Annotated in this window: 29 protein-coding genes and 1 pseudogene; 22 read left to right on the forward strand and 8 right to left on the reverse strand. The window is 65.5% G+C overall.

Annotated elements, in window-relative coordinates; translation table 11 throughout:
* Window positions 1–22 precede the first annotated feature (22 nt).
* Together JWQ81_RS04990 and JWQ81_RS04995 are read right to left on the reverse strand one after the other, a co-directional pair.
* Window positions 23–937, reverse strand: a complete 915-nt coding sequence (locus JWQ81_RS04990; protein ID WP_297538403.1) for a hypothetical protein — start codon at window positions 935–937, stop codon at window positions 23–25.
* A 306-nt stretch (window positions 938–1,243) separates the two neighbouring features.
* Window positions 1,244–1,426, reverse strand: a pseudogene (locus JWQ81_RS04995) (helix-turn-helix transcriptional regulator); the annotation flags it as partial.
* 674 nt (window positions 1,427–2,100) lie between these two features.
* On the opposite strand from JWQ81_RS04995, the gene JWQ81_RS05000 reads away from it, so the two are divergent.
* On the forward strand, window positions 2,101–2,472 hold the full coding sequence (locus tag JWQ81_RS05000) for a hypothetical protein (RefSeq protein WP_297537987.1): 372 nt from the start codon (window positions 2,101–2,103) through the stop codon (window positions 2,470–2,472).
* 238 nt (window positions 2,473–2,710) lie between these two features.
* Here JWQ81_RS05000 and JWQ81_RS05005 read toward each other — a convergent pair whose 3' ends face one another.
* Complete coding sequence (locus JWQ81_RS05005; RefSeq protein WP_297537989.1) at window positions 2,711–2,995, reverse strand: hypothetical protein; 285 nt, start codon at window positions 2,993–2,995, stop codon at window positions 2,711–2,713.
* 86 nt (window positions 2,996–3,081) lie between these two features.
* Here JWQ81_RS05005 and JWQ81_RS05010 point away from each other — a divergent pair, with 86 nt between their 5' ends.
* From JWQ81_RS05010 to JWQ81_RS05070, 13 genes are all read left to right on the forward strand, one after another.
* A complete protein-coding gene (locus JWQ81_RS05010) occupies window positions 3,082–3,564 on the forward strand; it encodes a hypothetical protein (RefSeq protein ID WP_297537991.1) in 483 nt (160 codons plus the stop codon).
* A 2-nt stretch (window positions 3,565–3,566) separates the two neighbouring features.
* Window positions 3,567–4,271: a 7-cyano-7-deazaguanine synthase QueC gene (gene queC, locus JWQ81_RS05015; RefSeq protein WP_297537993.1), complete on the forward strand. Its 705-nt coding sequence runs from the start codon at window positions 3,567–3,569 to the stop codon at window positions 4,269–4,271.
* A gap of 204 nt (window positions 4,272–4,475) precedes the next feature.
* On the forward strand, window positions 4,476–5,255 hold the full coding sequence (locus JWQ81_RS05020) for a reverse transcriptase domain-containing protein (RefSeq protein ID WP_297537995.1): 780 nt from the start codon (window positions 4,476–4,478) through the stop codon (window positions 5,253–5,255).
* A 3-nt stretch (window positions 5,256–5,258) separates the two neighbouring features.
* Window positions 5,259–5,810 (forward strand): SUMF1/EgtB/PvdO family nonheme iron enzyme, encoded by a 552-nt coding sequence (locus tag JWQ81_RS05025; RefSeq protein WP_297537997.1) that lies wholly within the window; start codon window positions 5,259–5,261, stop codon window positions 5,808–5,810.
* Window positions 5,807–6,298 carry a DUF6884 domain-containing protein gene (locus JWQ81_RS05030; protein WP_297537998.1) on the forward strand — a complete coding sequence of 164 codons (492 nt, stop codon included), beginning with the start codon at window positions 5,807–5,809 and terminating at the stop codon, window positions 6,296–6,298. Before JWQ81_RS05025 ends, JWQ81_RS05030 begins: the two co-directional genes overlap by 4 nt.
* Window positions 6,295–7,332 (forward strand): glycosyltransferase, encoded by a 1,038-nt coding sequence (locus JWQ81_RS05035; RefSeq protein ID WP_297538000.1) that lies wholly within the window; start codon window positions 6,295–6,297, stop codon window positions 7,330–7,332. The genes JWQ81_RS05030 and JWQ81_RS05035 overlap by 4 nt, the downstream gene beginning before the upstream one ends.
* Window positions 7,329–8,291, forward strand: a complete 963-nt coding sequence (locus JWQ81_RS05040; RefSeq protein ID WP_297538002.1) for a radical SAM protein — start codon at window positions 7,329–7,331, stop codon at window positions 8,289–8,291. The genes JWQ81_RS05035 and JWQ81_RS05040 overlap by 4 nt, the downstream gene beginning before the upstream one ends.
* 188 nt (window positions 8,292–8,479) lie before the next feature.
* A complete protein-coding gene (locus tag JWQ81_RS05045) occupies window positions 8,480–8,980 on the forward strand; it encodes an XRE family transcriptional regulator (RefSeq protein WP_297538004.1) in 501 nt (166 codons plus the stop codon).
* Between the two features lie 39 nt (window positions 8,981–9,019).
* Window positions 9,020–9,556 (forward strand): hypothetical protein, encoded by a 537-nt coding sequence (locus tag JWQ81_RS05050; protein WP_297538006.1) that lies wholly within the window; start codon window positions 9,020–9,022, stop codon window positions 9,554–9,556.
* 86 nt (window positions 9,557–9,642) lie between these two features.
* Window positions 9,643–10,209, forward strand: a complete 567-nt coding sequence (locus JWQ81_RS05055) for a phosphoribosyltransferase (protein WP_297538007.1) — start codon at window positions 9,643–9,645, stop codon at window positions 10,207–10,209.
* The gene (locus tag JWQ81_RS05060; protein ID WP_297538009.1) at window positions 10,202–11,320 is read left to right on the forward strand and encodes a glycosyltransferase family 4 protein; all 1,119 of its coding nucleotides are present in this window, start codon (window positions 10,202–10,204) and stop codon (window positions 11,318–11,320) included. Before JWQ81_RS05055 ends, JWQ81_RS05060 begins: the two co-directional genes overlap by 8 nt.
* Window positions 11,320–12,174, forward strand: a complete 855-nt coding sequence (locus JWQ81_RS05065; RefSeq protein ID WP_297538011.1) for a 5'-3' exonuclease H3TH domain-containing protein — start codon at window positions 11,320–11,322, stop codon at window positions 12,172–12,174. The genes JWQ81_RS05060 and JWQ81_RS05065 overlap by 1 nt, the downstream gene beginning before the upstream one ends.
* A 38-nt stretch (window positions 12,175–12,212) precedes the next feature.
* Window positions 12,213–12,800, forward strand: coding sequence for a PIG-L family deacetylase (locus JWQ81_RS05070; protein ID WP_366942261.1), 588 nt, complete (start codon window positions 12,213–12,215; stop codon window positions 12,798–12,800).
* A 192-nt stretch (window positions 12,801–12,992) separates the two neighbouring features.
* On the opposite strand, the gene JWQ81_RS05075 is transcribed toward JWQ81_RS05070, so the two are convergent.
* From JWQ81_RS05075 to JWQ81_RS05095, 5 genes are all read right to left on the reverse strand, one after another.
* Window positions 12,993–13,853 (reverse strand): hypothetical protein, encoded by an 861-nt coding sequence (locus tag JWQ81_RS05075; RefSeq protein WP_297538015.1) that lies wholly within the window; start codon window positions 13,851–13,853, stop codon window positions 12,993–12,995.
* A gap of 37 nt (window positions 13,854–13,890) precedes the next feature.
* Entirely contained in the window at window positions 13,891–14,445 is a 555-nt protein-coding gene (locus JWQ81_RS05080) for a flavoprotein (RefSeq protein WP_297538017.1), read from the reverse strand.
* A complete protein-coding gene (locus JWQ81_RS05085) occupies window positions 14,442–15,734 on the reverse strand; it encodes a helix-turn-helix transcriptional regulator (protein WP_297538019.1) in 1,293 nt (430 codons plus the stop codon). Before JWQ81_RS05085 ends, JWQ81_RS05080 begins: the two co-directional genes overlap by 4 nt.
* 48 nt (window positions 15,735–15,782) lie before the next feature.
* The gene (locus tag JWQ81_RS05090) at window positions 15,783–16,346 is read right to left on the reverse strand and encodes a winged helix-turn-helix transcriptional regulator (RefSeq protein ID WP_297538021.1); all 564 of its coding nucleotides are present in this window, start codon (window positions 16,344–16,346) and stop codon (window positions 15,783–15,785) included.
* A gap of 136 nt (window positions 16,347–16,482) precedes the next feature.
* On the reverse strand, window positions 16,483–17,100 hold the full coding sequence (locus JWQ81_RS05095; protein WP_297538023.1) for a GGDEF domain-containing protein: 618 nt from the start codon (window positions 17,098–17,100) through the stop codon (window positions 16,483–16,485).
* Between the two features lie 191 nt (window positions 17,101–17,291).
* Here JWQ81_RS05095 and JWQ81_RS05100 point away from each other — a divergent pair, with 191 nt between their 5' ends.
* The 8 genes from JWQ81_RS05100 (at window position 17,292) to JWQ81_RS05135 (ending at window position 23,309) form a co-directional block, all read left to right on the forward strand.
* The gene (locus tag JWQ81_RS05100; protein ID WP_297538025.1) at window positions 17,292–17,750 is read left to right on the forward strand and encodes a helix-turn-helix domain-containing protein; all 459 of its coding nucleotides are present in this window, start codon (window positions 17,292–17,294) and stop codon (window positions 17,748–17,750) included.
* Between the two features lie 69 nt (window positions 17,751–17,819).
* A complete protein-coding gene (locus tag JWQ81_RS05105) occupies window positions 17,820–18,359 on the forward strand; it encodes an ImmA/IrrE family metallo-endopeptidase (RefSeq protein WP_297538027.1) in 540 nt (179 codons plus the stop codon).
* Window positions 18,356–19,501, forward strand: a complete 1,146-nt coding sequence (locus JWQ81_RS05110; RefSeq protein WP_297538029.1) for an MAB_1171c family putative transporter — start codon at window positions 18,356–18,358, stop codon at window positions 19,499–19,501. Before JWQ81_RS05105 ends, JWQ81_RS05110 begins: the two co-directional genes overlap by 4 nt.
* Window positions 19,498–20,694: an FAD-dependent monooxygenase gene (locus JWQ81_RS05115; protein WP_297538031.1), complete on the forward strand. Its 1,197-nt coding sequence runs from the start codon at window positions 19,498–19,500 to the stop codon at window positions 20,692–20,694. Before JWQ81_RS05110 ends, JWQ81_RS05115 begins: the two co-directional genes overlap by 4 nt.
* Before the next feature lie 501 nt (window positions 20,695–21,195).
* A complete protein-coding gene (locus JWQ81_RS05120; protein WP_297538033.1) occupies window positions 21,196–21,756 on the forward strand; it encodes a 6-carboxytetrahydropterin synthase in 561 nt (186 codons plus the stop codon).
* Window positions 21,753–22,475: a 7-carboxy-7-deazaguanine synthase QueE gene (locus tag JWQ81_RS05125; protein WP_297538035.1), complete on the forward strand. Its 723-nt coding sequence runs from the start codon at window positions 21,753–21,755 to the stop codon at window positions 22,473–22,475. Before JWQ81_RS05120 ends, JWQ81_RS05125 begins: the two co-directional genes overlap by 4 nt.
* A gap of 49 nt (window positions 22,476–22,524) precedes the next feature.
* On the forward strand, window positions 22,525–22,965 hold the full coding sequence (locus JWQ81_RS05130; RefSeq protein ID WP_297538037.1) for an NUDIX domain-containing protein: 441 nt from the start codon (window positions 22,525–22,527) through the stop codon (window positions 22,963–22,965).
* On the forward strand, window positions 22,962–23,309 hold the full coding sequence (locus JWQ81_RS05135; protein WP_297538039.1) for a hypothetical protein: 348 nt from the start codon (window positions 22,962–22,964) through the stop codon (window positions 23,307–23,309). The genes JWQ81_RS05130 and JWQ81_RS05135 overlap by 4 nt, the downstream gene beginning before the upstream one ends.
* Window positions 23,310–23,326: the final 17 nt, after the last annotated feature.

Raw genomic sequence — 23,326 nt, forward strand, 5'->3', positions numbered from 1 at the left:
TCTGCGAGAGCCACGCATGGGACTATGCGGCCAGCGTGGCGAGGTCGAGATCCAGCTCCTTCACCCGAGGCTCACGGTCGTACCGCGACATGCCCTCGCGCGCGGCGCGGATCGTGTCGATGGAGCGCACTGAACCGGTTTGTCGTGCGAGGCCCGCTGCCGTGCGGAGTTCACCGCAGGCCAGTTCGAGGTCGGCGGCGTGCAGGTGAGCCTCCGCGCTGCGGACGTGGTAGATCGTCCGGTCGCGGACGTAGAGGGGGTTCATGCTGCTCAACGCGTTGTCGATGAGCGGACGGGCCTTGGCAGGCTGGTCGAGGTCCACCCAGCATGCGGCAGCCTGCGCGGCGAGCTCCGCCTCGTCGAAGAAGTAGATCCAATCCGGCTCCACTGTTCCCGGCGTTGTCACGTCGAGACGCCGTTCGGCCTCGTTGAGCGCGCGTCCGCACGCTGCCGCATCACCGGCCTTCGCGTAGGCCCGCGCCTTCCGGCTGGCGAGCATCGCCCGCAGCCGAGGTGTGGCTGCGTGCTTGGTCTGATCTTCGGCGGTGTCGATCAGCGTGACCGCTTCCTGGTGGTGTCCGGTGAGAGTCGCCTGGAAGCTCATGCACGCCAGGACGTGTGCGCCGGTAAGGGAGTCGTTTGCGCTGGCCGAGGATCGCAGCGCCGCGACGTAGTACGACTGGGCGGCGGCGTGGTGGGCGACATCGAAGTGCAACCAGCCACACAGGCGGGCCGCTTCGGTCACGAGGCCGAAGAGCCGCTGCCCGGCAGCGCTGTCGTAGACGGCGTGATCGGCAAGACAGGTTAGCCACCGGAACTCGGCAACGGCGAGCTGGTGAAGCTCGCGACCGCCGAGCGCGTCGTCGAGTCGGCGGAGATCAGCCAGCCGGTGGTCGAGCCGGTCCAGGGTCGCGGCCGAGAGGCGGTCGTGGGGCAAGTCGGGGACCGTCGCTGGTTGCCGGACACCGGTCAGAGACGAACTCCATTGCCCGCCCAAACCTGCCAGTGCGCCACCAGTGACGATCAAGAACCCACGGCGATCCATCGAGCCTCCCGCAACCTCGTGAAGAACCTGCATCGTCCCGGCGATCGACCAGGGCGGATCGAGCACAGTGGCTTGGCCGGTCTGGCGCCAATCCGACCAATGAAATTCAGCGACCACGCTACGCGCAACAGTGGGCACGTCGGTACGGATGACAGAAGGATGTGTGCCCGATCGATCGGGCACGAGCAGATCGATAAGCGCGCCGAGAGAAACGTCGAGCGCTTTTGCGAGATCGGGTTGGTTCCACGGTTGAGGAGTTCCCGTCCCGCGTTCCCAACGGCCTACAGTGGACCGTTCGAGTCCGAGATGCTCGGCCAGTGCTTCTTGGGTGAATCCCATAGCCGCGCGGCGTCGCGCCAGGTTGGCTCTTCGTGCTGTCATGCTTGTCCCCGTTCCGCTAGGCCGCCCTGATAGTCCCGTCGTTGTTTGGCCAGGTCAACCCTAGGGTGTTCCAGAACCGAGCCTGCTTGCGGGGTGCGGTCGAGGTTGCGCGAGGTGAGTAGGCTGTACCCGTCGCTGAAGGACCAACGAGCACTGCGAATTCTGCCCTGCCTCAGCCTCACTGCATCACCGCCTCGACGCATTGAAGAGCCGGTCACGCATCGTGTCAAGATGCACCACCCGATCGACGTAGACAACATGTTGCCGGTATTTGCGCAGGTCACAGTGCCTGCCGCCCCATGCGCGCCCCATCCCCGCCGCATGGCCGCTCTGGTCCGCTTCGCGTGTCGTCCGTTTAGTTGATCGTAGGCGTTAGCGGTCCAACTGCCAGGACAAAAAATGTGGGCGGCGGGCGCCCCCTGTTTCGGCCGGAAATGCGGTCTGCAGGCGCCAATCGCGATGCGGGTTCGAGTAATTCGCGGAAGGTGACGACAAGTAAACAATACAATTAGGCGCTCGCTGATATTGGAGTAGATGATGTCACTCTCCCAGCGATTCGCGAAACCGTGTGTTTCGCGATGGCCCAAGACTCAGCTCGCTGTGCCGTGTTTCTTCGTGCAGCCGGTGTGTCGACGGGAACCGAGCAGGAACACCGCGCGCGGCGGTGATGCACGATGAACAGCGGACCGTGGATCGTGCGGTGCCGTGACTTCGCCGGCCGCGAGCGGCCCCTGCATGTTCTCGTGCGCGGCTCCCAGGTCGTGATCGTGGCCCCTCCAGGGGAGTCCGCGGTCTTCGACGCTGGGGACGCAGTCCGGTTCCGTTCTGCCGTCACGTTGGCGACCGAAGCGGCGAACACACACGTGCCAGGTGCACCTGGCCGCGCCGAAGACCAAGGCACGACGAGCACAGCGGAGCAGGCCCTCGACGGTGTTTCCCCCGCCGTCAAGGGGCGCCCTGCTCTGCTGCCATATCGCGGCGGGACCACCACCCCGAGACCTGGTCCCGCCGCGATTCCCAGCTCCGGCGGCGGTGAGCGCGGTTGATCGCCGTGATGACGGCCGCCGCCGCGCTGGTGTTCCTCTGTTGCCTGCTGCGCTTGGCATACCGACGCCGACAGCGTCTGGCCTCGGCCTACACCGGTTCGCATCGACGTTCACCTGACCAGCCGCCGAGTCCGACGTTGCGGCACGCGATCGCTACCGCCGGAACACACGGGCTGGGCATGATCAGGAACGGGACGAGCCGATGAGGCGACCATCGCGCTCTGTGCCCGCAGCAACGTTACTGCGACGACTGGGCTGGCATCACCTTCGGGTCGTCTGCCGAGACAGCGAGGGGAAGCCAACAGCATTGCACCTGCGGCGACGGGCTCCCGACCTGGTTGAGGTCGAGTTCCCCGGTGGCGATCTCGCCCGCCTGACCAATGTCGAAGCCGGTCGCCTGCGCGCCGCGCTGCGCGAGGTTCTCCTCGACCAGCGCCGACCACACCGCGCGGGAGCCACCTGACCACCTGTTCGGCGCGGACCAGTCCAACGACGTCGTCCGGTCGCCGCCGATTGCTCGCACATCCGACCTGCGGCGGAGCTGATCGCGGATTCACAACGCCCTCAGCTTTTCCCTACCCCGCACGCACCACATCCAGGGAGGCCACCATGACCGCTATAGCCGAGTACCACCATGACACGATCGACGATCCGCTTGACCGACTTTCGCAGTACTACCACGGCACCTTCGACTGGCCGACCAGCATCGACTCCAGCACCGGAGAAGTCCACCTCCGGCTCGGCACAGTCGTCGACGCGCTCATCATGCGCGCCGGATTCGCCGCCGAGGTCAACAACTTCCTTGTCCGTCACATGTTCCGCGTCCCGATCATGGTCGTACCCAGTAAACCAGCCGACTGGGTCTTCCTGACCGGGCCGCGTACCACGATGCGCCTGACGACGTGGGAGGACCTCGTGCACATCCAGGTCGGGTGGAAACGACGTAGCGAGTCACTCGCTCTGCCCGCGCCCGACGGCGCCACCGAGGGGCTGCGGTGGCTCCAACGTCCCGAACCGGGAATGGGGCTACCGCCGTGGACTGCGGTGGTCGGCGCGGCCCGCGCGTCGTCAAGCCTGTGCGGGACGTGGTGAGAATGTCCGTCGAACCCCCCGCGCATCGTCACCCGCGCCACGCGATCGTCGTTGCCTCCGGTGGTCTGGACTCCACAGTGCTGGCCTATTGGCTCGCCGCGTGCAGGGCCGAGCTGACCTTGCTGTCCTTCGACTACGGCCAACGCCACCGCATCGAACTCGACCACGCTGCCGGCATCGCGGCTGTTCTCGGCTGTCCGCACGAGATCGTGAACCTGGCGGAACTCGGTCGCCTGCTCACCGGCTCGGCTCTCACCGACGCCGACGTGTCGGTGCCCGATGGGCACTACACCGACGAGTCGATGCGCGCCACGGTCGTACCCAACCGCAACGCCATCATGCTCGACATCGCGGTCGCGGTCGCGGTTGCCCGCAAGGCTGACGCCGTCGCTTTCGGCGCACACGCCGGTGATCACGCCATCTACCCGGACTGCCGTCCCGAGTTCGTCAAGAGGTTCGCCCTTTCTGCGCGCGCCGCCAACGAGAACCTGCTTGCCGAGGACTTCGAGGTCCTCGCGCCGTTTCTCGCCCTGAGCAAGACTGACATCGTTCGTCTCGGCGCGGCGCTGGCGGTTCCCTTCGAACGCACCTGGTCCTGTTACCGAGGTGGCACAGCGCACTGCGGAACGTGCGGCACCTGCACCGAACGGCGGGAAGCGTTCGAGCACAACGACATCACCGACCCAACGACCTACCGTGCAGCGTAGGAGGTGACCAGCATGAGCAAAGCAACGTCGGAAAGGCCTGGGCGGGGCCGTCTTTCCCCGAGCCACAGCTCGCGCGTGCTGGGATGCGAACCCGTACTGCGTGGCAAGGGGACCGTTCCTGCCGCCCAAGCACCGAACACCGTAGCGCACCAGCGCAACCCTGCGCCAGCAACCCACATCGGGCTGCCTCAGTCGCACTCGCTGATGCCCTTGCTGTCCGAACAACACCTCCGCAAGGCGCTTCGCCAGGGCGGCCGCCGCGGATCGAGCTCCGGCGCGGACGGGATGACCTGGGCGAGTCTGCGTCGCGAGGCTAGCGGCCTGCTCCCTCTGCTCGCACACCAACTCGTCGACGGCACGTGGCAACCCGGCCCGCTGCGCGAGATCGAGATACCGACCTACACCGGCAAGCGGATGCCCACCTTCGTCCCGCCGGTACTCGACCGGCTCGTCCACCGCGCCATGCGCAACGCCATCGAACCCATCCTCGAAGCCCGCGCTTTTCAGGACTGGGTTTCCGGGTTCCGGCCGCACCGCAACCGGATCACCGCGCTACGCCAAGCCGCCGAGTATCGGCACGCCGGATACCGGTGGGTGGCGGACCTCGACGTCGCCTCCGTGTCACTAGGAGCCACAGTCGACGAAGCGATCAACTGGGCCGCCGAGCACATCCACGACGGCACTTTCCTCGCCCGCCTGCGTACCGCGCTGGCCGCCATGCCCGAACCAATCGCGCCCGGATCCGGACTGGCACCCATGCTGATCAACCTTCGTCTGTCGCAAGTAGACAGGTCAGTGGGTGGGCTTCGGGTCGTGCGGTTCGCCGACAACTACGCGGTCTTCGCCCGAACCCAACAAGAAGCCGAGGAGGCGTTCTGGGCTATCAGTGATGCTCTCCTCCGGATGCGTCTGCGTCCCAACGAGACCAAGAGCCGGATCCGCGCCGACGCAAACGTCGAAGACCTGTTCTTGATCGGGGGATAGGTCATGGACCTGGAGTGGATCGAAGTCCCCGGCGGGGTGTGCCAGTTCGGCGACGACGCCCGTACCGTCCTCATCCACACCCTGTTGTGGACGCGCACCCCGATCGCGTACGGCAACCTGCCCGACCCGCCTGCCAACCCGCGGTTCCCGGTCACCGAGGTCAACCACGCCGAGGCCGCCGAGATCGCCACGCAGCTCGGCGGACGACTGCCCCGCTCGGCGGAGTGGGAGTGGATGGCAGCCGGACCACAACGCCGACGCTGGCCCTGGGGCGATCAGGAATGGCAACCGGCGTACGCGAACCTGCGCGACTCCGGACACGGCTCGGTCACTCCGGTCGACACCCATCCGTACGGAGCGACCCCCGAAGGGCTGCTCGATGTGGCCGGAAACATCTGGGAATGGACCTCCAGCACAGCGATGGGCGAAGGTGCGGTCCTGCGCGGCGGCTCCTACGCCGCGCCACCGCTGTACGCGAGGTGCACCTTCCTCAACGCCGCACCGACCGAGTTGCGCTCGCCCGGCATCGGCCTGCGGGTGGTGCGCGAACCATGACAACCAGGCAGTACTCGCCGGAGCAGCCGCTCGCACCGAAGCAGGGACTGATCATCCTCAACTGCTCCCGCGATAAGCTCGTCACCAGCAGACCGATCCCGGCATGGGATCTCTACCAAGGCGCCTGCGTCCCACCGTTGCGCGAACATTTCGCCGACCACCCAGCCCGACGGGCACGGACCCGGATCCTGTCGGCAGCCCACGGCCTGCTGCGCCCCGATGATGTGATCAACACCTACGACCGGCGCCTCACCACCAAGGCACAAGCCCTCGCGCTACACAACAAGACGGTGTCGGCCCAACTGGACGCCGAGTTCACCGCCGCGCCCAACCTGAGCCGCATGCTGATCATCGTCGAACCGCTCTACCTGCTCGCACTCCAGCGCGCGTTCGACCACCTCGACCGGCTGGACGTCACGTCGATCATGCCTGGCCCGTGGGCCTGGACCGACGGGCTCGCCGTCCTGACGCGATGGGGATGGGCATGACGACCACCTTGTTCGACGAGCTGGCTCGCCGCAACAACCTGCATGCCAGCAGCACGCACGGCTGGGAAGCGATAGCCGGGATCGGCTGGCACGAGCCCACCAGATCCGACCTGTGGCTGGCCAACAGCCGTTCGGTGTCCGTGGTCATCCCGGCGTGCGATGTCGCGTACTGCCTGCCAGCGGTGCTCAACGCGCTGGAAGACCAGCACCACCGGTTCGAGTTCGAGGTCATCGTCGTTGACGACGCGAGCAGCGATGACACCGCCACCATCGCCGACACCCATCCCATCGTCACCCATGCGGTCCGATTGCCCCAGCGCATGGGCGCGGCCACCGCGCGCAACCTCGGCACCGCGCTCGCGCAGGGACAAACGGTGCTCTACCTCGACGCCGACATGGTATTGCCCCCGCATGTAATCACCGATATCGCCGCCCGCGCCTCGGACACCACCGTGCTCGTCGGCTTCCGCCACAACCTGCCCTACGACCTCCACCAGGGCGGGCACGGCGTCCTCGCTCAACACCCGAACCTCGCCGCGGACCACCGGGTTACCTGGCGACCTCCGGTCGGTAAGCCTCTGCTCTACACCGGCATTACCTTCACCGAACCGCTCGACGGGCGCCCGCTGGACGCCACCCACGACTTCGTCGATCTTGGGCACGGCCAGCGCTACTACGACTGGGACCTCGCCCGCATGGTCGTCACCGCACTGCTCGCCGTGCCACGAGCCGCCGTGCTCAACGTTGGCGGCTTCGATGCGGAATTCAGCCGGATCGGCTGGGGCATGGAGGACACCTATCTCGGTGCCTGCCTCATTGCCGCTGGCTTGTTGGTCATCCCGCTGCGCCAAGCCGTCGGCTTCCACCTCGACCCGCCCGACGCCGAGCAGCAATGGCACCACAAGCTCGCCCGCTGGCCTGCCACCCTCGCCCGCTACTGGGACCTCATGCGCAAACCCGCTCCCGCCGGCCGCGCCCGCGAGTTCACCACCGCACTTACCGATCTGCTCCACAACTGCGAGGTACTGCGATGACATCGCCCATGACCCCTGCCCGCACCTTCACCACCGCTATCAGAGGCGGCACCGCTGTCGTCCATGACCCTCTGACCGGACAGACACACCGCGCCGAGCGACCGGTCCCGCCCGGCCGCACCCGCCTGCATGGGGCTGAAGTCGCCTCATGGCCGGTCGTGCACCCCGGTGACATCGAGGACGCCATGCCGGTCAGCGTGTGCTGGTCACCGCTGGTGCGTTGCAATCTCGCCTGCCCACACTGCCTCGACGACAAGGCGGTGCGCGTGCTCCAAGGACCGGACCGCCGACGCATCGCACACGTCCTGGGCGAATCGCCGATTCTCGGCGTGGACATCTCCGGCGGCGAGCCCCTGCTCCTGCGCGACCTTGGCATCCTGATCGACACCCTTACCGCAGGCGGCTGCGCCGTCAGCGTCACCACCAACGGCACCCACCTGGCCCGCCGTGTGGAAGGACTGTCCAACCGTGTGGACGCCGTCCGGGTCAGCCTCGACGGACCCGATGCCGCCAGGCACGACCGGTGGCGCGGCCGAGGCAGCTTTGACCGCGCCACTGCCGGGATCCGCGCGGCGGTCGCCCACGGCATCCCCACGCAGATCCAGACCGTGCTGCTGCGCTCCACAGCGCGTATGAGCGTCGAGCCAATGGTGGACCTCGCCGCGTCGCTCGGCGTGCGCGGCGTCACGTTTCTGCAGATGCTCCCGATCGGCGAAGGCGCCGCGCTCGCCGACGCCGAGCAACTGTCCGACGACGAAGCGCGCGACCTGCTCGCCGACCTCGACGCAAGCACCGTTGCCGTGCGGCTACGCACACGGGAAGCGGCCGGAGGGTTCACCGTCATCCGCGCTGACGGCCAAGTCTGGCGCAACCAGCCCGACGCGGCCGAGATCGCCACGTTGCGACCACTGCACACGGTGAACGATCTGGCGCTGACCGGACGGGACGGCTCAGCATGACCTTGCCACGGCTACACCGGACGTGCGCCTCGGGGACAACGGTTGCGCGCAACCTGGGCCACCGCCGACGAGTGCGGTCGGTGTTTAGCCGATCACTCGGTTGTCGGAACAAGGCCTCCGGCTCCAGCTCGGCTCCGCAATCTCCCTGGCGTCGAGCCGGAATTTTTAATCCGCACGAAGGAGAAGCCATGGACCTACTGCCGACCAGCGACCAGCTGGGCGACTTTGCGCGACTACTGGGCGATGAACTGCGCACGGTGCGGAAGAACCGCTGCTGGACACGCAAGCAACTCCGCGCGCAGATGAATCCTGACGACGAGCTGTCCTTGAAGACGCTCGCTACCTACGAGCTGGGTACCCGCCGTATGACCGTCGAGCGGCTGCTCGAGGTTTGTGCAGCATTGGATGAACCGCCAGATGAACTTCTCCGTCGCGCGAAAGAACGAGCATTCGTAGACCCTGGGCACGGCCACATCGACGTCAATTTGGAGGCACTCGCGCGCACCGAGAATCCCCAGCTTGCTCAATTTCGACGTTGGGCTGCCGTTCGAGCTTCGCAGGGGCCGCAGGGGAGTCAAGCAATTGAGAGGCTGGATTCGCGAGCGCTCGTCGCGCTGGCCAATCTGGCCAGTATCTCGCTGCAGCAGCTTGTCGGTGCACTGCGCGAGCTCCGCTCCGCAGCAGGGTAAACGAAAAATGTGAAATAGACGAGAGGAATTCGATACTCTGTGTCCGGTCATTATCTCGGAAACGATGAAAACGAACCTGCCGAAGAGGTTGCCGCTGTTGTTGCGCAAGGGGTGTATGTCAAGACACTCACTCGATACGGCATTCTTGCTTTGGCTTCGACGGTGGCAGGGTTGCTTATGAGTTGTTGGATTTACCTCTGCGCGATGAACGCGCTTGGCGAACTACCGACATGGGGTGCTTGGGTGGGAGGAGTCGCCCTCCTTCCTGTGCTGGCCCTCTTGATCGTCGGCGTCTTCCGTACTGGTAAGAGGACGCCGCCGGCGCCGCCGCCGAATCTCGCTGAGCTGAACACCGGTTTTGAATGGTTGTGGCGACTCCTTAGTACGCCTGTAATGCCGCTGTCGATTTACCACCTCACCCGCCATGGCTGGCCGGACGCGGCAGCCTACGCCTCGGCCTTCTTGGGATGGCTGGCGTTTGATCTCTCGACGCTGCTCAGTTTCCCGGCTCGCCGCACACTCCACCGGCTCGCTCATCTCATGCAACCGTTGCCGAAGAACACGCCGGAGATATGAGTGCCGTCCTGAATCTTGATTTCTGCCTTAACTCACCATGTCGACCGTTGAGTGTCATGCCTCTTAATTGATAACGAATGGAGCGAATGTTGCCCACCTCGTCACGCGTCTTCGAACGGCAGCACCTCTGGCGAGTGACACCTGATCTCCTGCGGGAGGCCACCACGCTATTGGCCTGCGCGGTGCTCCGTGACCACGGCCCGGTCGACAACGTCATCGGGATTGCGGAAGGCGGTACCGTGCCAGCGCACGTGATCGCCTCGGCCCTCGGAACGCGTGCCGGTTCTGTTCGCGCCCGCCACAACACCAGCTCCGCCGCATATGAGCGGGCGACCGGCACCGTCCATCTCGACCTCAAAGCGCTAGTCCTTGCTCTGAAAGGCAAACGACTCCACGGACGGGTTCTGCTAGTCGACGACATCTGCGGCTCGGGTGCGACTTTGCGCCGCGTGATTCGCGACCTCGGTCAGTTGCTCGCCCCGGATGCTCAACTGCTCACCGCAACCCTGTGCCTCAACTCCGGCGCGACCACGTTGCCCGACTACTCGATCTGGATGGTCTCGGACTGGGTCGTTTTCCCCTGGGAGAAACCACCCGCCGACGGCGACCCCGAACCTTTGCCCATTCCGACGAAAGCAACCAGCCATGCCTGAAGCAGCCGCTCCACTGACCGTAGCCTTCGTTCTGGCCTCCTACAGCGACAATGCCGCCGCAGGCATGGAACGCGCGACCGCCGCACTTGCCAGCGGCCTGCGCCAGCTCGGGCACCGCGCCCTGATCCTTAGTTCGGCGTCGCGCATGTACTGGCCACGTGACGAAATACCGCTCGAATTCCCCTCTGTCGGGTTCCCAAGTTCCGACGATGACCTGCGCCGCGTCCTCCTCGCTCAGCAGAACAGCGTCGCGAGCGAACTCAACGAGGTGTTCGACGAGTACGAGGTCGATGTCGCGGTGTACGTTGACGCGCTGTGGGGTTTCGGGCGCGTTGCACCGGCAGGGCGCGTCCGCAGAGTCCTGGCCGTGCACGTCCTCGGCCACGACGAGGATGTGCGGCCCGCGCTGGATCGCGTCGACCTCGTCGTCGTACCTTCGCCGACTGTGCTCGACCAGGCCGTCGGCCGTGGCTACGACACTCGCGCCTGGCATACCGTTCCCAACGCCCTGCTGCGCAAGGGCGCCCGACCGTCGGAGTCTCGCCGCGAAGCACTTCGGAGCGGCGGACCCGTCCGGGTCCTCGCCCGGCTCGGGCCGGAGAAGAACGTACGAGGGTTGCTCGATGCCGGGCGACTCGTAGAGCGTCCAATCCAGGTGATCACGGCCGGGGCCGGGTTCGAGGTCGCCGATGGCGCCCAAGCCAAGGAACTGGACTGGTGCCGCCACTCAGCGGCCCACCTGCGCCTCGGCACCATCCACGGTGACGGACTGGCTTGGGACGAGGTGCAGGAGTGGCTTGCTGGGGCCGCCGTGGTTATCGTGCCGTCGGTGCGAGAGACCTTCGGTCTCGTCGCCCTGGAGGCGATGAGTGTCGGCACGCCCGTCGTGGCCTTCGACGTGGACAACCTCCCGGCCTTGGTCGGTACGGGCAGCGATGCTGGCGGGGTAGTCGTTCCCCGATCGAGTGGCGAGTATGGGCTCTGGCGTGCCGCCGAGCACCTGCTCGGTGATCCGCTACGCTACGGCGAACTATCCGAGGCTGCGTACTACCGCTCGCGGGACTATCTGCCGACCACAGTCGCTGAGACATTCATAAAGGCGGTTCGGTAATGCTTGACGTCCCCTTGCTCCTGGTTGACGGGCACAACCTGCTCTGGCGTGCGGCATTCGGCTTCCCCGCTGCGATTCTCTCCCGCGACAAGACCCGCGACCTGACACCTGTCTTCGGGTTCTTCGCGCTCCTCAAGGTCGCGATCCGCGAGGAGATGCCCTCCCTACCCGAGGTGCTGGTCGTTTTCGACGGCGAGTACGGAACCGCCGACCGCAAGGAAGCCGATGCGGAGTACAAGGCCAACCGAGTCCGCGACGAGGCTGCGCTCAAGCCCCTGCGCGCGATCCCTCATGTGCAGCAGGCGCTGACCGCCTTCGACATCGGCTGGATCGAGATCGACACCGCCGAAGCCGACGACGTGATCGCCACCCTCGTCACCACCGCCAAACGCCAGCACTCCAACCGACAGGTCTGGATCATGTCTGGCGACCGGGACTTCTACCAACTGCTCACCGACCAAGTCACCGCTCTCAACACGATGATGAAACGCGGCCGGCGGCACGTCGGTCCAGCCGAGGTCGTCGAACGCTACGGTGTCACACCCGTGCAATGGCCCGACTTCTGCGCCTTGAAGGGTGACACGGCCGACAACATCCCTGGGGTGAAGGGCATCGGCCCCACCATAGCGGCTCGGCTACTGGCCGATGGCCTTCACCTCGACCAACTCCCTGACTCTGGACGGTTGATCGGGTCGAAGAAGGCCAATATCACCGACCAGTGGCACCAGGTGCTCGCCTGGCGCGACCTCATCCGGATGCGAACCGACCTCGACCTCCCGCGTCAGCCCGCAGGCCACCCGACTCGCGAACTGCCCAAACCCGCCGACGTGATTGGGAAACTCGGACTCTGGTGACCTTCACATTCACGGCGCCGACTTCAGTACTCACCGTCATGGCCCACCCCGACGACGCCGAACTCTGGGCTGGAGGCACCCTCGCGCGATGCGCAGCCTCCGGCGCGGCCGTCACCATCGCCGTCCCACACCACCACGAACCACGCCGGGACAGCGAAGCCGCCGCCGGAGCGGCGATCCTGGGGGCCAAGCTCTACCAGTACGACTGGCCCACCGTGGCCGCGCTGCGCCAACTGCTGCTCGCTGTGCGCCCGGAGGTCGTCATCACCCATTCTCTTCGCGACGTCCATCCTGAGCACCGCGGCCTCGCCGACACCCTCGCCGCCGCGTTACCCGAGGTCGTCATCGCCACCGGCCGTCCGCAGCGCCTCTACACCGCCGACAGCTACAACAGCCTCACCGCCGACGGCCCGATCCCGGCGCACACTATCGTCGACGTTTCCGACACCTACGAGACCAAATGGAAAGCCCTCGCAGCGCACGCTTCGCAGCCCATCGGCGACCACTTCGGCCCGATGGCCGAGACGCTCGCTCGGCTTTGGGGCAGTCGCATTGGCGCTCGGTACGCCGAGAACTTCGTACCGTTACCTGTACTCGGCCGACTACCGGCCGCGGCCACGTTGTAAATCAGGCCATGGACGTACTCCCGTTCGTCGGAAACGTGAATCGATCTTCGTGCAGCCGCCAGCGTGCTTCACGCACCGCCGGGACTGCTTAACCACGCGGCTATGCCCAGGTCGGCGGGCCGTGTGCGACCCGCCGACTTCGTCCAGAAGTTCGAGGCCGTCCCGACACTGGCCCTGGGCAAGGTCAACGGCTTACTGGAATTGCGTCATTGTGGTGGCGGCTCGGCTCATCTCCTTGACCACGTCGGGTAGAATGTCTGCTGCTTCGGCGAGCAGACGGGCGCTGTTGCTGAAGTCGTTGGTGCCGAGTACTTCTGCGGCGTAGGACAAGGTCTGTGCTGTGTGCGCGTCGATGCCGGCGCCCGTATCGGACATGACTGCAATGATCTGTTTGAGCTCGTTCACCGTGTCGGCAGTAACGGTGCCGGTCTCTTCCAGTCGCCTGGTGATGGTCTCCAGCCGATTGAGAGGTGGCTCGGCGATCTCAGTAAGCAGCTCCATTAGTCCCTTCGTGTCCAGCACGGTCAAGCTGTTCAGTACAGAATTAGCGGAGCCTTCGTGCGCAGTTTTCCACTCTTCCAACGTCTCCGGCGGGTAGCGATCCTCGTCGCCGTCGACCTCCTCGTGATGCCCCAGACACAGAAGAAGCAGGTTAGCAAACGAGTCTCGCTCAGGCGCGTCCATGTCGTCTTGATAACGAGCTGCGCCTGGTTTGACGCCGTAGATGTGGGCTACTTGGGAGTTCTTTTTATAGATGCCAGGCCGGACCTCGAGAACGACGGGCATGACGCACCCTGGTGCGTAGCACTGGCCGTTGCTGACGGCCCAGAGTGCGGCGAGCGTCGCCGGATGCAGATTCTTGCGTTCGCCAGCGCCTTCGGCGCGAGGCTTCGGATTCATCGTCACCCCCATACCGTGCCAGCATGGTACGACATTTTTTGCAGCCTCACCTTCGGGATGACGATCCTCGACGTCTCGACCACCCGTACCGTCACGGTCATCAAGCGCCGCGAGTCCCTGGCTTCGTCGCGTCGCGAACGAGTTCTCCCGCATCAGCAGCGGCGGCCCGCGAAAGTGAACTACGAGGCAGCTACTTTCGGCTGGTGTCAACGTCAGCCCGAGTTGCCTCAAGCAGGGCGGCACTGATCTGCGGCCAGTCGAAGGTTGACAGGCCATCTTCGGCTCGCGTGGTCACCGCGTCAGGGTCGAGCATCGTCACGCCTGCGTCTGCGAGTCTGGAGACACTGTGAGGGTAGGCGGGATGCTTGCGGAGAACAGCCTTGACGCAGGGAACAGCGATGAGCGGAACGTCGGTGCCCAACATCTCGTTGAGTACGCCCAGCGCGACGGTGTCGCTGATGCCAGCTGCCCACTTGTTTATTGAGTTGAACGTCATCGGCGCTGCGACGACAGCATCGGCCTGTGGCAGCGATTCCTGCTGTCGCGGCGGGCTTGTGTGTATTCGCGTAAGGCACCCGGTTTCAGCGGCCAACGCATCGAGGTCGATCCACGACGCGGCGGTTGGCGTCGCAATCAAACAAACTTTCCAGCAGTCGCCGTACAGCGCTGTGATGAACTCTTTGATTCGCAACACCGGCGGAGCGGCCGAAACCACCAGATACAGCCATCGTGGCTCGCTGCTCACGTCGCGACCCCTGCCCGCAAGGCAAGACCGCGCAGGCCGGGCACCGCGCGACGATGCTCGCGGGTGAGCAGGTCCTGGATGAGCGCGCGAGCACTGGGGTTGGCTCCGATGAGTTCAGGAGCTACCCGCTCTGTATCCAGCAGGTGGATGACTGCCTGCGGATCTTCCCCCAGCTGCGCGTGGGCCCAGCTGCTGTCGAGGTGGAACTGCGCCTGACGGCCGTGAAGCCCCACCGGCAACGTGGCGATGTCGACCCGTTCTGCAGTCGCCAGGGCGCCATAGGGATCGCCTAGTGCGATCGCTGCCGACACTCGGTGAATCTGTACGTTCGTCGGACCGAAAGCGGTCCATCCGATGTTGGCGTCCGTGCCAAGGCGCTGAGCCAGGACATCGGCATGGTCGAGTCGGCGGCGTGCCTCAACGGTATCGTTGCGGCGCGCGGCGATGATCGCGCTGATCAAGGTCAATGCACCCCGCCAGGTCACGCTTTGTGGGTCGCTGCCCCGCAAGCCATCGGCGGCGACGACCGCCACATGCTCCGCGTCCTCACCGAGTCCCGCACGAAGGAGCGCGCAGGTGCGCTGGTGCGCCGCGGCTGCTTGGCCCCAGACGTCCTCGGCTGCTTCCGCCGCAACCTGAGCTTGTTCGGCCGCTGCCCACCCAGCTTCGGCATTTCCTACCTTGATCGCGAGCTTGGCCGCCGCGATGAACACGCTGCATTGCAAACCGGACGCCTGCCGTCGATCTTTCGCTGCTCCCTCAGTCATCAGCGCTTGGACAGCCGAAGTTACCGACGGCAGCTGCCGAGCAACCTCGCCATACCGCGCGGCTTGATACGCGCGATGGACGCCAGCCACAAGGGACGAAATCCCTTCGACGGTCCCCGAAGGGGCGGGAGAATCTGTGCCGACGAGCGGGGAATACGCATCGTGTTTGTCCAGCACATCGCCAGCGATGACCGCGCTGCTGAGAAGGCCGACATCCACCATGGCCTCGCGTCGCGTGACAAGTGAGTGACCGGCCCTACTAGGTGGTGCCGGATTCAGGAGCGAATCCAGTTCTTCAAGCGAGAGCTTGAGTACCTTTGCGACGTTAGAGCGGCGCCATGGCTGGGGCGTCAGAACACCACGTTCCCATCGCCCGACGGTCGAGAGCTCCACTCCCAGTTCCTGAGCGAATGTCTCCTGGGTAAAACCGAGTGCTTCACGGCGTGCGGCGAGGGCGTCTCGTCGTTTCGTCATCGTGACCCCCAATTGCTGGCTCATCCACAGTACCGTGCCAACGTTCATGCAGGTCAGTATGGTGGCGTGCTGTGTTGCACCGATCGATCGACGTCTTCAGGTACGACCGACCGTGGGCTTGGCGCTTTCCATGCTCTCACTTCGGCGACGACGTTGCGCACGTTCGATCAGGTCTGGGTGTCTGTCTACCCAGGCGACCATCGGTTCCAGCGCGTCGAGCGCTTCCGCAGTGGCATTGCTGATCGCGTACTGGACCGAAGGCGGGAAGGCTCCGACCTCCTCGTGTCGCAGGATGAGCCCGTCCGCGGTCATCGACTTGAGCGTGCGGGTCAGCACCCGGTCGTGAAGTACTCGCGGTTTGCCCGACCAGCTATCAGAGCCGGCGGTGTTCATCGCACGGACCAACGCCGCCAGTTCCGTGTAGTGCTTGGGTCCGTCTTTGAGCGCGACGAGCACGGGATTCATCCAGTCGCCGCTGAACAGTTGCTTGGCGTCGTGCAGTTTACGGAGCTTCTCGGCGTCCTCGGCGGCGATCGCCGACTCACGTGCACGTCGAGAAAGCGAAGTCGTCGCGCTGGCCCCTCGAGTGTGAGTACGGCTGCCTTCGACGCAAGTTTGCAGTTGTCCCATGGTTCCTCCCGGTCTCACGTACGTGGTCACCGACCGGATGGATGCGGACATGCACTCATATCGACGACGCTTCGCCAAGTCCTGTTCACCACAGTCGAACTAGGTTGCAGGTTGATCTTAGATCGAACGACTCATATCTTCAACCAGCAAAGTTGCAGTCACTCGATCAGGCATTTTTGTGGGTGCAAGTGAGCGGTCTGGAGTTGATCGCGACGCGGTCTCGGCCGGCGCGTTTCGCCTGCAGCAACGCCGCATCGGCCCGGCGAACCATGTCGGCGAGTTCAGGCTCGTCGCCCGCCGCATGAACGGCTCCACCGATCGTGGCAGTGAGGCCGGTGTACAGCACGTGTTCACCACTGGTGGCCACGATCGCGATGGCCGCGCTGCTCAGTCGCTCCCGCATTCGCTGGGCTATCTTGGTGCCTCGTCGATGATCGGCGTCGGGCAGCAGCACCAGGAACTCATCGCCACCGTGGCCGCCGTATCGGCCGACGAGATCGCCTGCGCGGACAGCCTGACGGATGACGTCGGCTGCCGCTTTGAGTACCGCATCGCCAGCGAGGTGGCCGAAGGTGTCGTTCACCTGTTTGAAGTAGTCGAGGTCGAGCAGGAGCAGAACGCTTGTCCCACGCCCCAGGTCGGCGGTGATCGCCTCGGCCGCCTCGTCCCAGGCCCACCTGTCCAACAGGCCGGTCAGCTTGTCGGTCGAACCGCAGGTCAGGGGTCGCCCGCAGGCCGTGCAGCAGGCCGCGTCGGCGGAAGTTCGTGCTGCACTTCGGGACATTACCCAACTCCCAACGAACGAGTCGCTTGCACTGACGAAGGTGCCGCGGCGGCCCAGCCGGTGACACAACAGTTGAACTGCGATCCAGGGGAGTCTAAGCTCGACATCGCGGTGTTTTCAACTGACGAAAACGCCGTCACCCGATTGGTCCCTTCCATCGGTGTAAGCAGAGGGTGGGCGAGGAGGGCTTGATGACCCAGCAGGCACGTCCGGGACGGAGCTTTGCTGACAAGCTGAACCACTTATTCGTCATGGCGGCAAGGCGAGACGGCCAGGAGTACAGCAACGAGCACGTGGCCGCCGCCATTACCTCGGACGGCGAAAAGATCTCGCAGAGCTACATCTGGCAGCTTCGCAAGGCTCGAAAAGATAATCTGACCTTCAAGCATCTCCAGGCACTCGCCAAGTTCTTCGGCGTTCCAGTCAGTTACTTCTTCGACGACGAGGTCACCGACCGGGTCGACCAGCAACTGGAGGAACTGAAGGCCGAGCAGCAACGGCTGAACGTGATCGCGGGCGACAGCGAAACGCAGCTGATGGCCATGCGAGCCGGCGAGCTGTCACCGGAACGGCGTCAGCTTGTGATGGACCTGCTCAACGTCGTCTATCGGGATCAGCAGGCTGAAGGGGAACGTCCAGCAATCGGGTGACGACGGGTGGCCGTTGATGTGTCCGGCGCGAGACGCTGGTGACGGAATCCGGATGAGGAGGGTGTGCTGGTGAACGAACGACAGCTGCGTCGTCGGTGCCGGCGGCTGCTCAACGAGCTGGACATCCGCCCGCCTCTCGATGTGGTCGAACTTTGTCAGCGAGTCGGCCAACAGCGCGGCAAGCCAATTCAGCTGCGGGCACATCCCATCCCGGTCCCCGGGCCGTTCGGCGTGTGGTTCACCACCGCAACGACCGACTACATCTTCTATCAGCAGGAAACTAGCGCGCCGCACCAGCGTCATATCATCCTGCACGAGCTGGGTCACCTCCTCGCCGGGCACCAGAGCACCGAGAACGACGACCAGCTTTTGGCAGCCCTGTCCGCGGACGCCCTCCGCGAGAAGTACCCCGATCTGGAGCCTGACGCCGTCCGACGCGCACTGCGGCGCACGTCTTACGACACCGAGCAGGAACGCGAGGCCGAGACCACGGCGACGATCATCCTGGAGTGGGCCTCGGTACTCGACCACATGGCTGCGTCTCGCCGTGTCAGCGAGCCGGCGCAGCGGATGGAGGCGGCACTGCACGACCGGCTGGGGTGGCTGTGACGGTCTTGATGGTCGCCTACGGCGCCTTGTCCGCGTTGGTGTTGCTGTGGCTCGGCGTCCGGCTGGCACGAGCGCCGGGAAACGTGCCGCTGCGGACGGTGACCAGCATGGTCGCCTGCCTGGCCGTGGCGTTCCCGTTCGGCCTCGCAGCCGATCATGGCGCCGTCGTCGCGGGACTACCGCCGATGATCAGCAGGCTCATCCAGCACGGGGTGCTGCTGCTCGGTGTCTACAGCCTCGTCTCCTTCTTCGTCTTCTCCACATTGGATCGGCGGTCTGCGCGGCGCCGAGCGGCGTGGTACGCGCTTCCCCTCCTCATCGCAGAGCTGGTGTTGATCGTCTCAGCCGCGCGGACACCGCCTGGTGCTCGCACGAACGACCACTCGGTACCCACCGTCGCATTGTTCTTCATCACCGCCGACCTCTACATGGCCATCGGCTTCGCCATGGCGTGCGTGTGGACTCGGCGCTACGCCCGTGCGGCAGCGCCCCGAGTCGCACGAGGCCTGCGGGTCGCCTCGGTGGGCCTGGCGGCGATCGTGCTGGCGAACTGCGTGTTCATACCGGCCATAGCGCTGCGCTGGATCGGTGGAGCGGACTCGCCCGAACTGGTCTCGCGTGCCGGCGCCGCCGAGACTGTCATCGGCGCGCTCGCCGCCTCGATCCTGCTACTGCCGGGCATTCTCGTGTTCCTCATCGGCGTGACCTACCCCGCTGCGGCGATGCGGCTGGCCGCTACGCGTATCTGGTGGCGCCACCGGCGGGAATACCAGCAGCTCGCGCCCCTGTGGATGGCACTGCACACCGAATTCCCCGACGACGAGCTCCAACGAGTTCCCAGCAAGCGATGGCAGGATGCCCTCCAGTTGCGCGGCACGCACCGGCGCTACTACCGGAGGGTCGTTGAATGCCGCGACGGCCTCGTGCGCATCAGCCCCTACCTAGACCCCGCTCCAGCCGGCGACCTCGACCACCATGAACTGGCCGGCAGGCTCGCGCGCGCACTGGCCTCCCACTCAGCCAAGCGACCCGTGCCCTCGCAGGCGATGCCGGTCGCGCTGCCCGTCGGCGACGGACTCGACGCCGACGTCCACGAGCTAGTCCGCCTATCCACGGCACTCAATCCGACGGGAGCATCATGACCACGGCCTTAATCATCGGCGGCGGTATCGCCGGGCCGGTATCGGCGATGGCACTGCAGAAAGCCGGTATCGACTCGATCGTCTACGAGGCCTACCCCACCGGAGCCGACGACGTCGGCGCGTTCATGACGGTCATGAACAACGGCCTTGACGCTCTGCGCGCCGTCGACGCCGAGCAGGCCGTGCTCGATCAGTCGTTCCCGGCCAACGCGGTCGAGTTCTTCAGTGGCACCGGCAAACGCCTTGGGGAGGTGCCGATCCGGGGCGGATCGGCCGGCGCTCACGGCCCGCACACGATCACGCGTGCGGGTCTGTACCGGGTATTGCACGACGAGATGCAGCGCCGCGGCATCCCCATCGAGCACGGCAAGCGGCTGACCGGCGCGACAACGACGTCGGACCGCGTGGTCGCCACGTTCGCCGACGGCTCCCGCGCCCAAGGTGACCTGCTCATCGGTGCGGACGGAATCCACTCGATCACCCGCTCACTGATCGACCCCGAGGCGCCGAAACCCCGCTATACCGGCGCCACAACGCTGTGCGGCTACGCGACCGACGCGCCCGTCGATCCTCGAGCCGGGGTGTACCGCATGATCTACGGCAAACGAGTGTTCTTCGCCTACACCACCGCACCCGACGGCAGGACCTGGTGGTTCGTCAACATCCCAGGCCCCGAGCTCGATAGACAACAGCTGGCGGACACCTCGCCCGGAGAATGGAAGAAACGGGCCCTCGACCTGGTGGCTCGTGATAAGACATCGGCGTCCGCGATCATCGAAGCGACCGACACCGAGATCACAGGCAGCAACGGCTACGACATCACGTCCACACCACGCTGGCACGCCAACCGCATGCTCCTCGTCGGCGACGCCGCGCACGTCGCCGCACCCAACGCCGGACACGGCGCGTCCATGGCGATCGAGGACGGAGTCGTCCTCGGCCAGTGTCTACGCGATTGCACCACGATCGACGCGGCGTTCACGACTTACGAACAGGCACGCCGCACCCGAGTGGAACAGGTCGTCGCGACCAGCGCCCGCATGGGCAGCACAGCAATTCCCAGCCTGACGAAGAGAATCATCCGGGATTTGGTGCTGCCACGTAAGTTCAAGAAGGGCCCGCGCAACACAGCCAGCTGGCTCACAGGCCACCACATCGACTGGGATACGACCATGTCGTCCGCCACAGGCTAAGCCTCTCAGCGCGAAGTTGTCACCCGACTTCACTGCACCGGAACACACCCACCCGCACGACACCACCTACTACCTCACGCACGGACGCATCCGTTTCGGCGACGAAGGCTGGGGCAGCGCTGGCAGCTTCCGTTGTCTTCGCGCTGGTCTGGTCACTCCTACGGCCCCGAAGGGGCCGATCCTGAACACAGACGCGAGTTCGTCGTGTGGTCGACCGGACCGATCGCCATTCAGCGCGTCAGCTAGATCGCGCTCACTCGATAGGACCGGACAGGCCACCAATCGGGCGAACCACACGCAGTCCGCCGGCGCTTTTGCTTTCTGGTTGCGCAGGTCAGGGGCACGACGCCTCATCTGCGCCGCACGCACGCTCTGGATACCGATGATCACCCGCCGTTGACTGGACCAGCCTGCGGCGGAAGCACTCCCTTCCCCCGACCTTCCGCCGCAGACCTACTTGAAGGCAAACAACGCCCCTGTGGAAAGGAACCGCGGTCGCCGATGCTCGTTGCCACAACGCACAGTCACCCGGCTAACACGCTGGCAGTTCGCCTGCCGGACGACGACCTGCCGACCGTGCATCGCGTCGCCATCGAGCACACCTTCGAAACCGCGCACCGTCTCCCGCACCTTGACGGGAAATGCACTAGCCTGCACGGGCATTCCTGGCGTGTCACCGTGTCTGTGACCGCGCCGCATTTGAGCAGCGACGTCACTGTCGTCGAGTTCGGCGCGCTCAAAGCTGCTGTCCGGCACTGGATCGACACCCACCTCGATCACGGCACCATGCTCGGATTCGACGATCCGTTCGTGGAAACGCTCACCACCACATTGGGGTGCAAGGTGTTCCGCTTCGGGGCCGACCACACCGCCAGCGAACCCGAGACGCTGGCCACCGACCTGGCGTGGCCGACCGTCGAAGCCGTCGCTGTGCTGCTGCGTCGCATGAGCCAACACGTCCTCGCTGGCTTGCCGTGCGCGGACAATGCCCGCGTTGGACGGGTGTTCGTACGCGAGACCCAACTCAACACAGCCGACTACGGGCCGGGGGACACCGCGTGAAGCTGCCCACCGTGCCCGACGCCGACCGCGACCTCGTGGTCAACGAGACCTTCGGCCCGACCTTCCAAGGCGAAGGACCGAGCACCGGCCGCTACGCCCGCTTCATCAGGCTCTTCGGCTGCCACCTGTCCTGTTCGTGGTGCGACAGCGCACAAACCCACGACGGCAGCCGCTACGACCTCGACGCCGAACACCAGGTCATATCGGTGGAGGACGTCCTGTGCTGGCTCGCCGCCGAACCTCGAGGACTGGTGGTGATCACGGGCGGCGAACCGCTGCTGCAGCCGCGCGTCGTCGGCACGCTGGCCCACGCGATCCGAGACGCCGGGCTCGCCACGGACATCGAGATCGAAACCTCCGGCACCCTCGCACCCACCCCCGACATCGTCGCCGCAGTGACGCAGTTCAACGTCTCACCCAAGCTCGCCCACTCCGGACTGCACCGCCACCAGCGCATCCGGCCCACCGTCCTGCACCAGCTTGTCACCACTCACAAGGCGATCTGGAAGTTCGTGGTGCAAGACCCCAGCGACCTCGACGAGGTCGAGGATCTGGTCTCGGCCTTCGGCCTCGCCCCGGTATGGGTCATGCCCGAGGGCACCGACAGCGCCACTGTCTTGGCCCGGATGCGGCTGCTGGCTGACCCGGTACTGGAACGCGGCTGGCACCTCTCGACCCGCTTGCACACCTTGTTGTGGGAGAACGACCGTGCTCGCTGACACCACGACAATCCTGCCCCGCAACGTTTCCGCTGAGAGGTGGTCCACAATGAGCGACGACGACATCCCCGCCACAGGGCCTCGGGTCGGGACCTACGCCCTGATCGGCCACGATGACAAGCTCTTGCTCATCGCCGATGACAGGGGCATCCATCGGTTGCCTGGCGGCGCCGTCGGAGACGGGGAACCTGTCGAACAGGCGCTTCGCCGAACGCTGCTCGACCAGCTCGGGGTGAGCATCGCTCACCTGGACTTCTGCGCCGTGGTCGAGCACGACATCACCACGTTGGAACATGGCCACGCTTCCGAAGTGGCGTTTCTGTTCGACGTGACGCTCACCGACCTCGACCACCTTGCCGATCGCCGACCGACCATGCACTGGTGGGCCGACGAGCCCGATCTTGCGGCCCTGCACCCCGAGGCCATCAGGAATGGCCTGATCGCGGGCACCCTGTCCGCTGACAAGCCGTGGTGGGCGTGGACACCGTGACCCCACAGGAACACTCGGCGGCGCTGGCGGAATTCCCCGAGTTGCTACGCCTGATCGACCTGCACGACGCGGGCTGGATGTTCCTGCCGACCCTTGACTCTGAGGGCCAGGTGGTCGAGATGCACGGCGTCCGTACGTGGCCGGAGGGTTGGGCCGACGCCCTGCGCGTGCGGTACACCACCGACGCGCGCGGCCTGCGCACCGACCACACCGGCGGCATCACCTGGCAACGGGACGGCACGCTCAACGAGATCGTCGACGGGCTGATCACCCTGCCCGCGCCCAGCGACCGGCTCGCCCCCCGCCTCGTGGTCGCGCAAACCTCGATGCTGCGGCTCGCCTGACCGCCGCGCCGCAAGGA

The sequence above is a fragment of the Amycolatopsis sp. genome (genome assembly GCF_025464955.1).
Lineage (GTDB): Bacteria > Actinomycetota > Actinomycetes > Mycobacteriales > Pseudonocardiaceae > Amycolatopsis.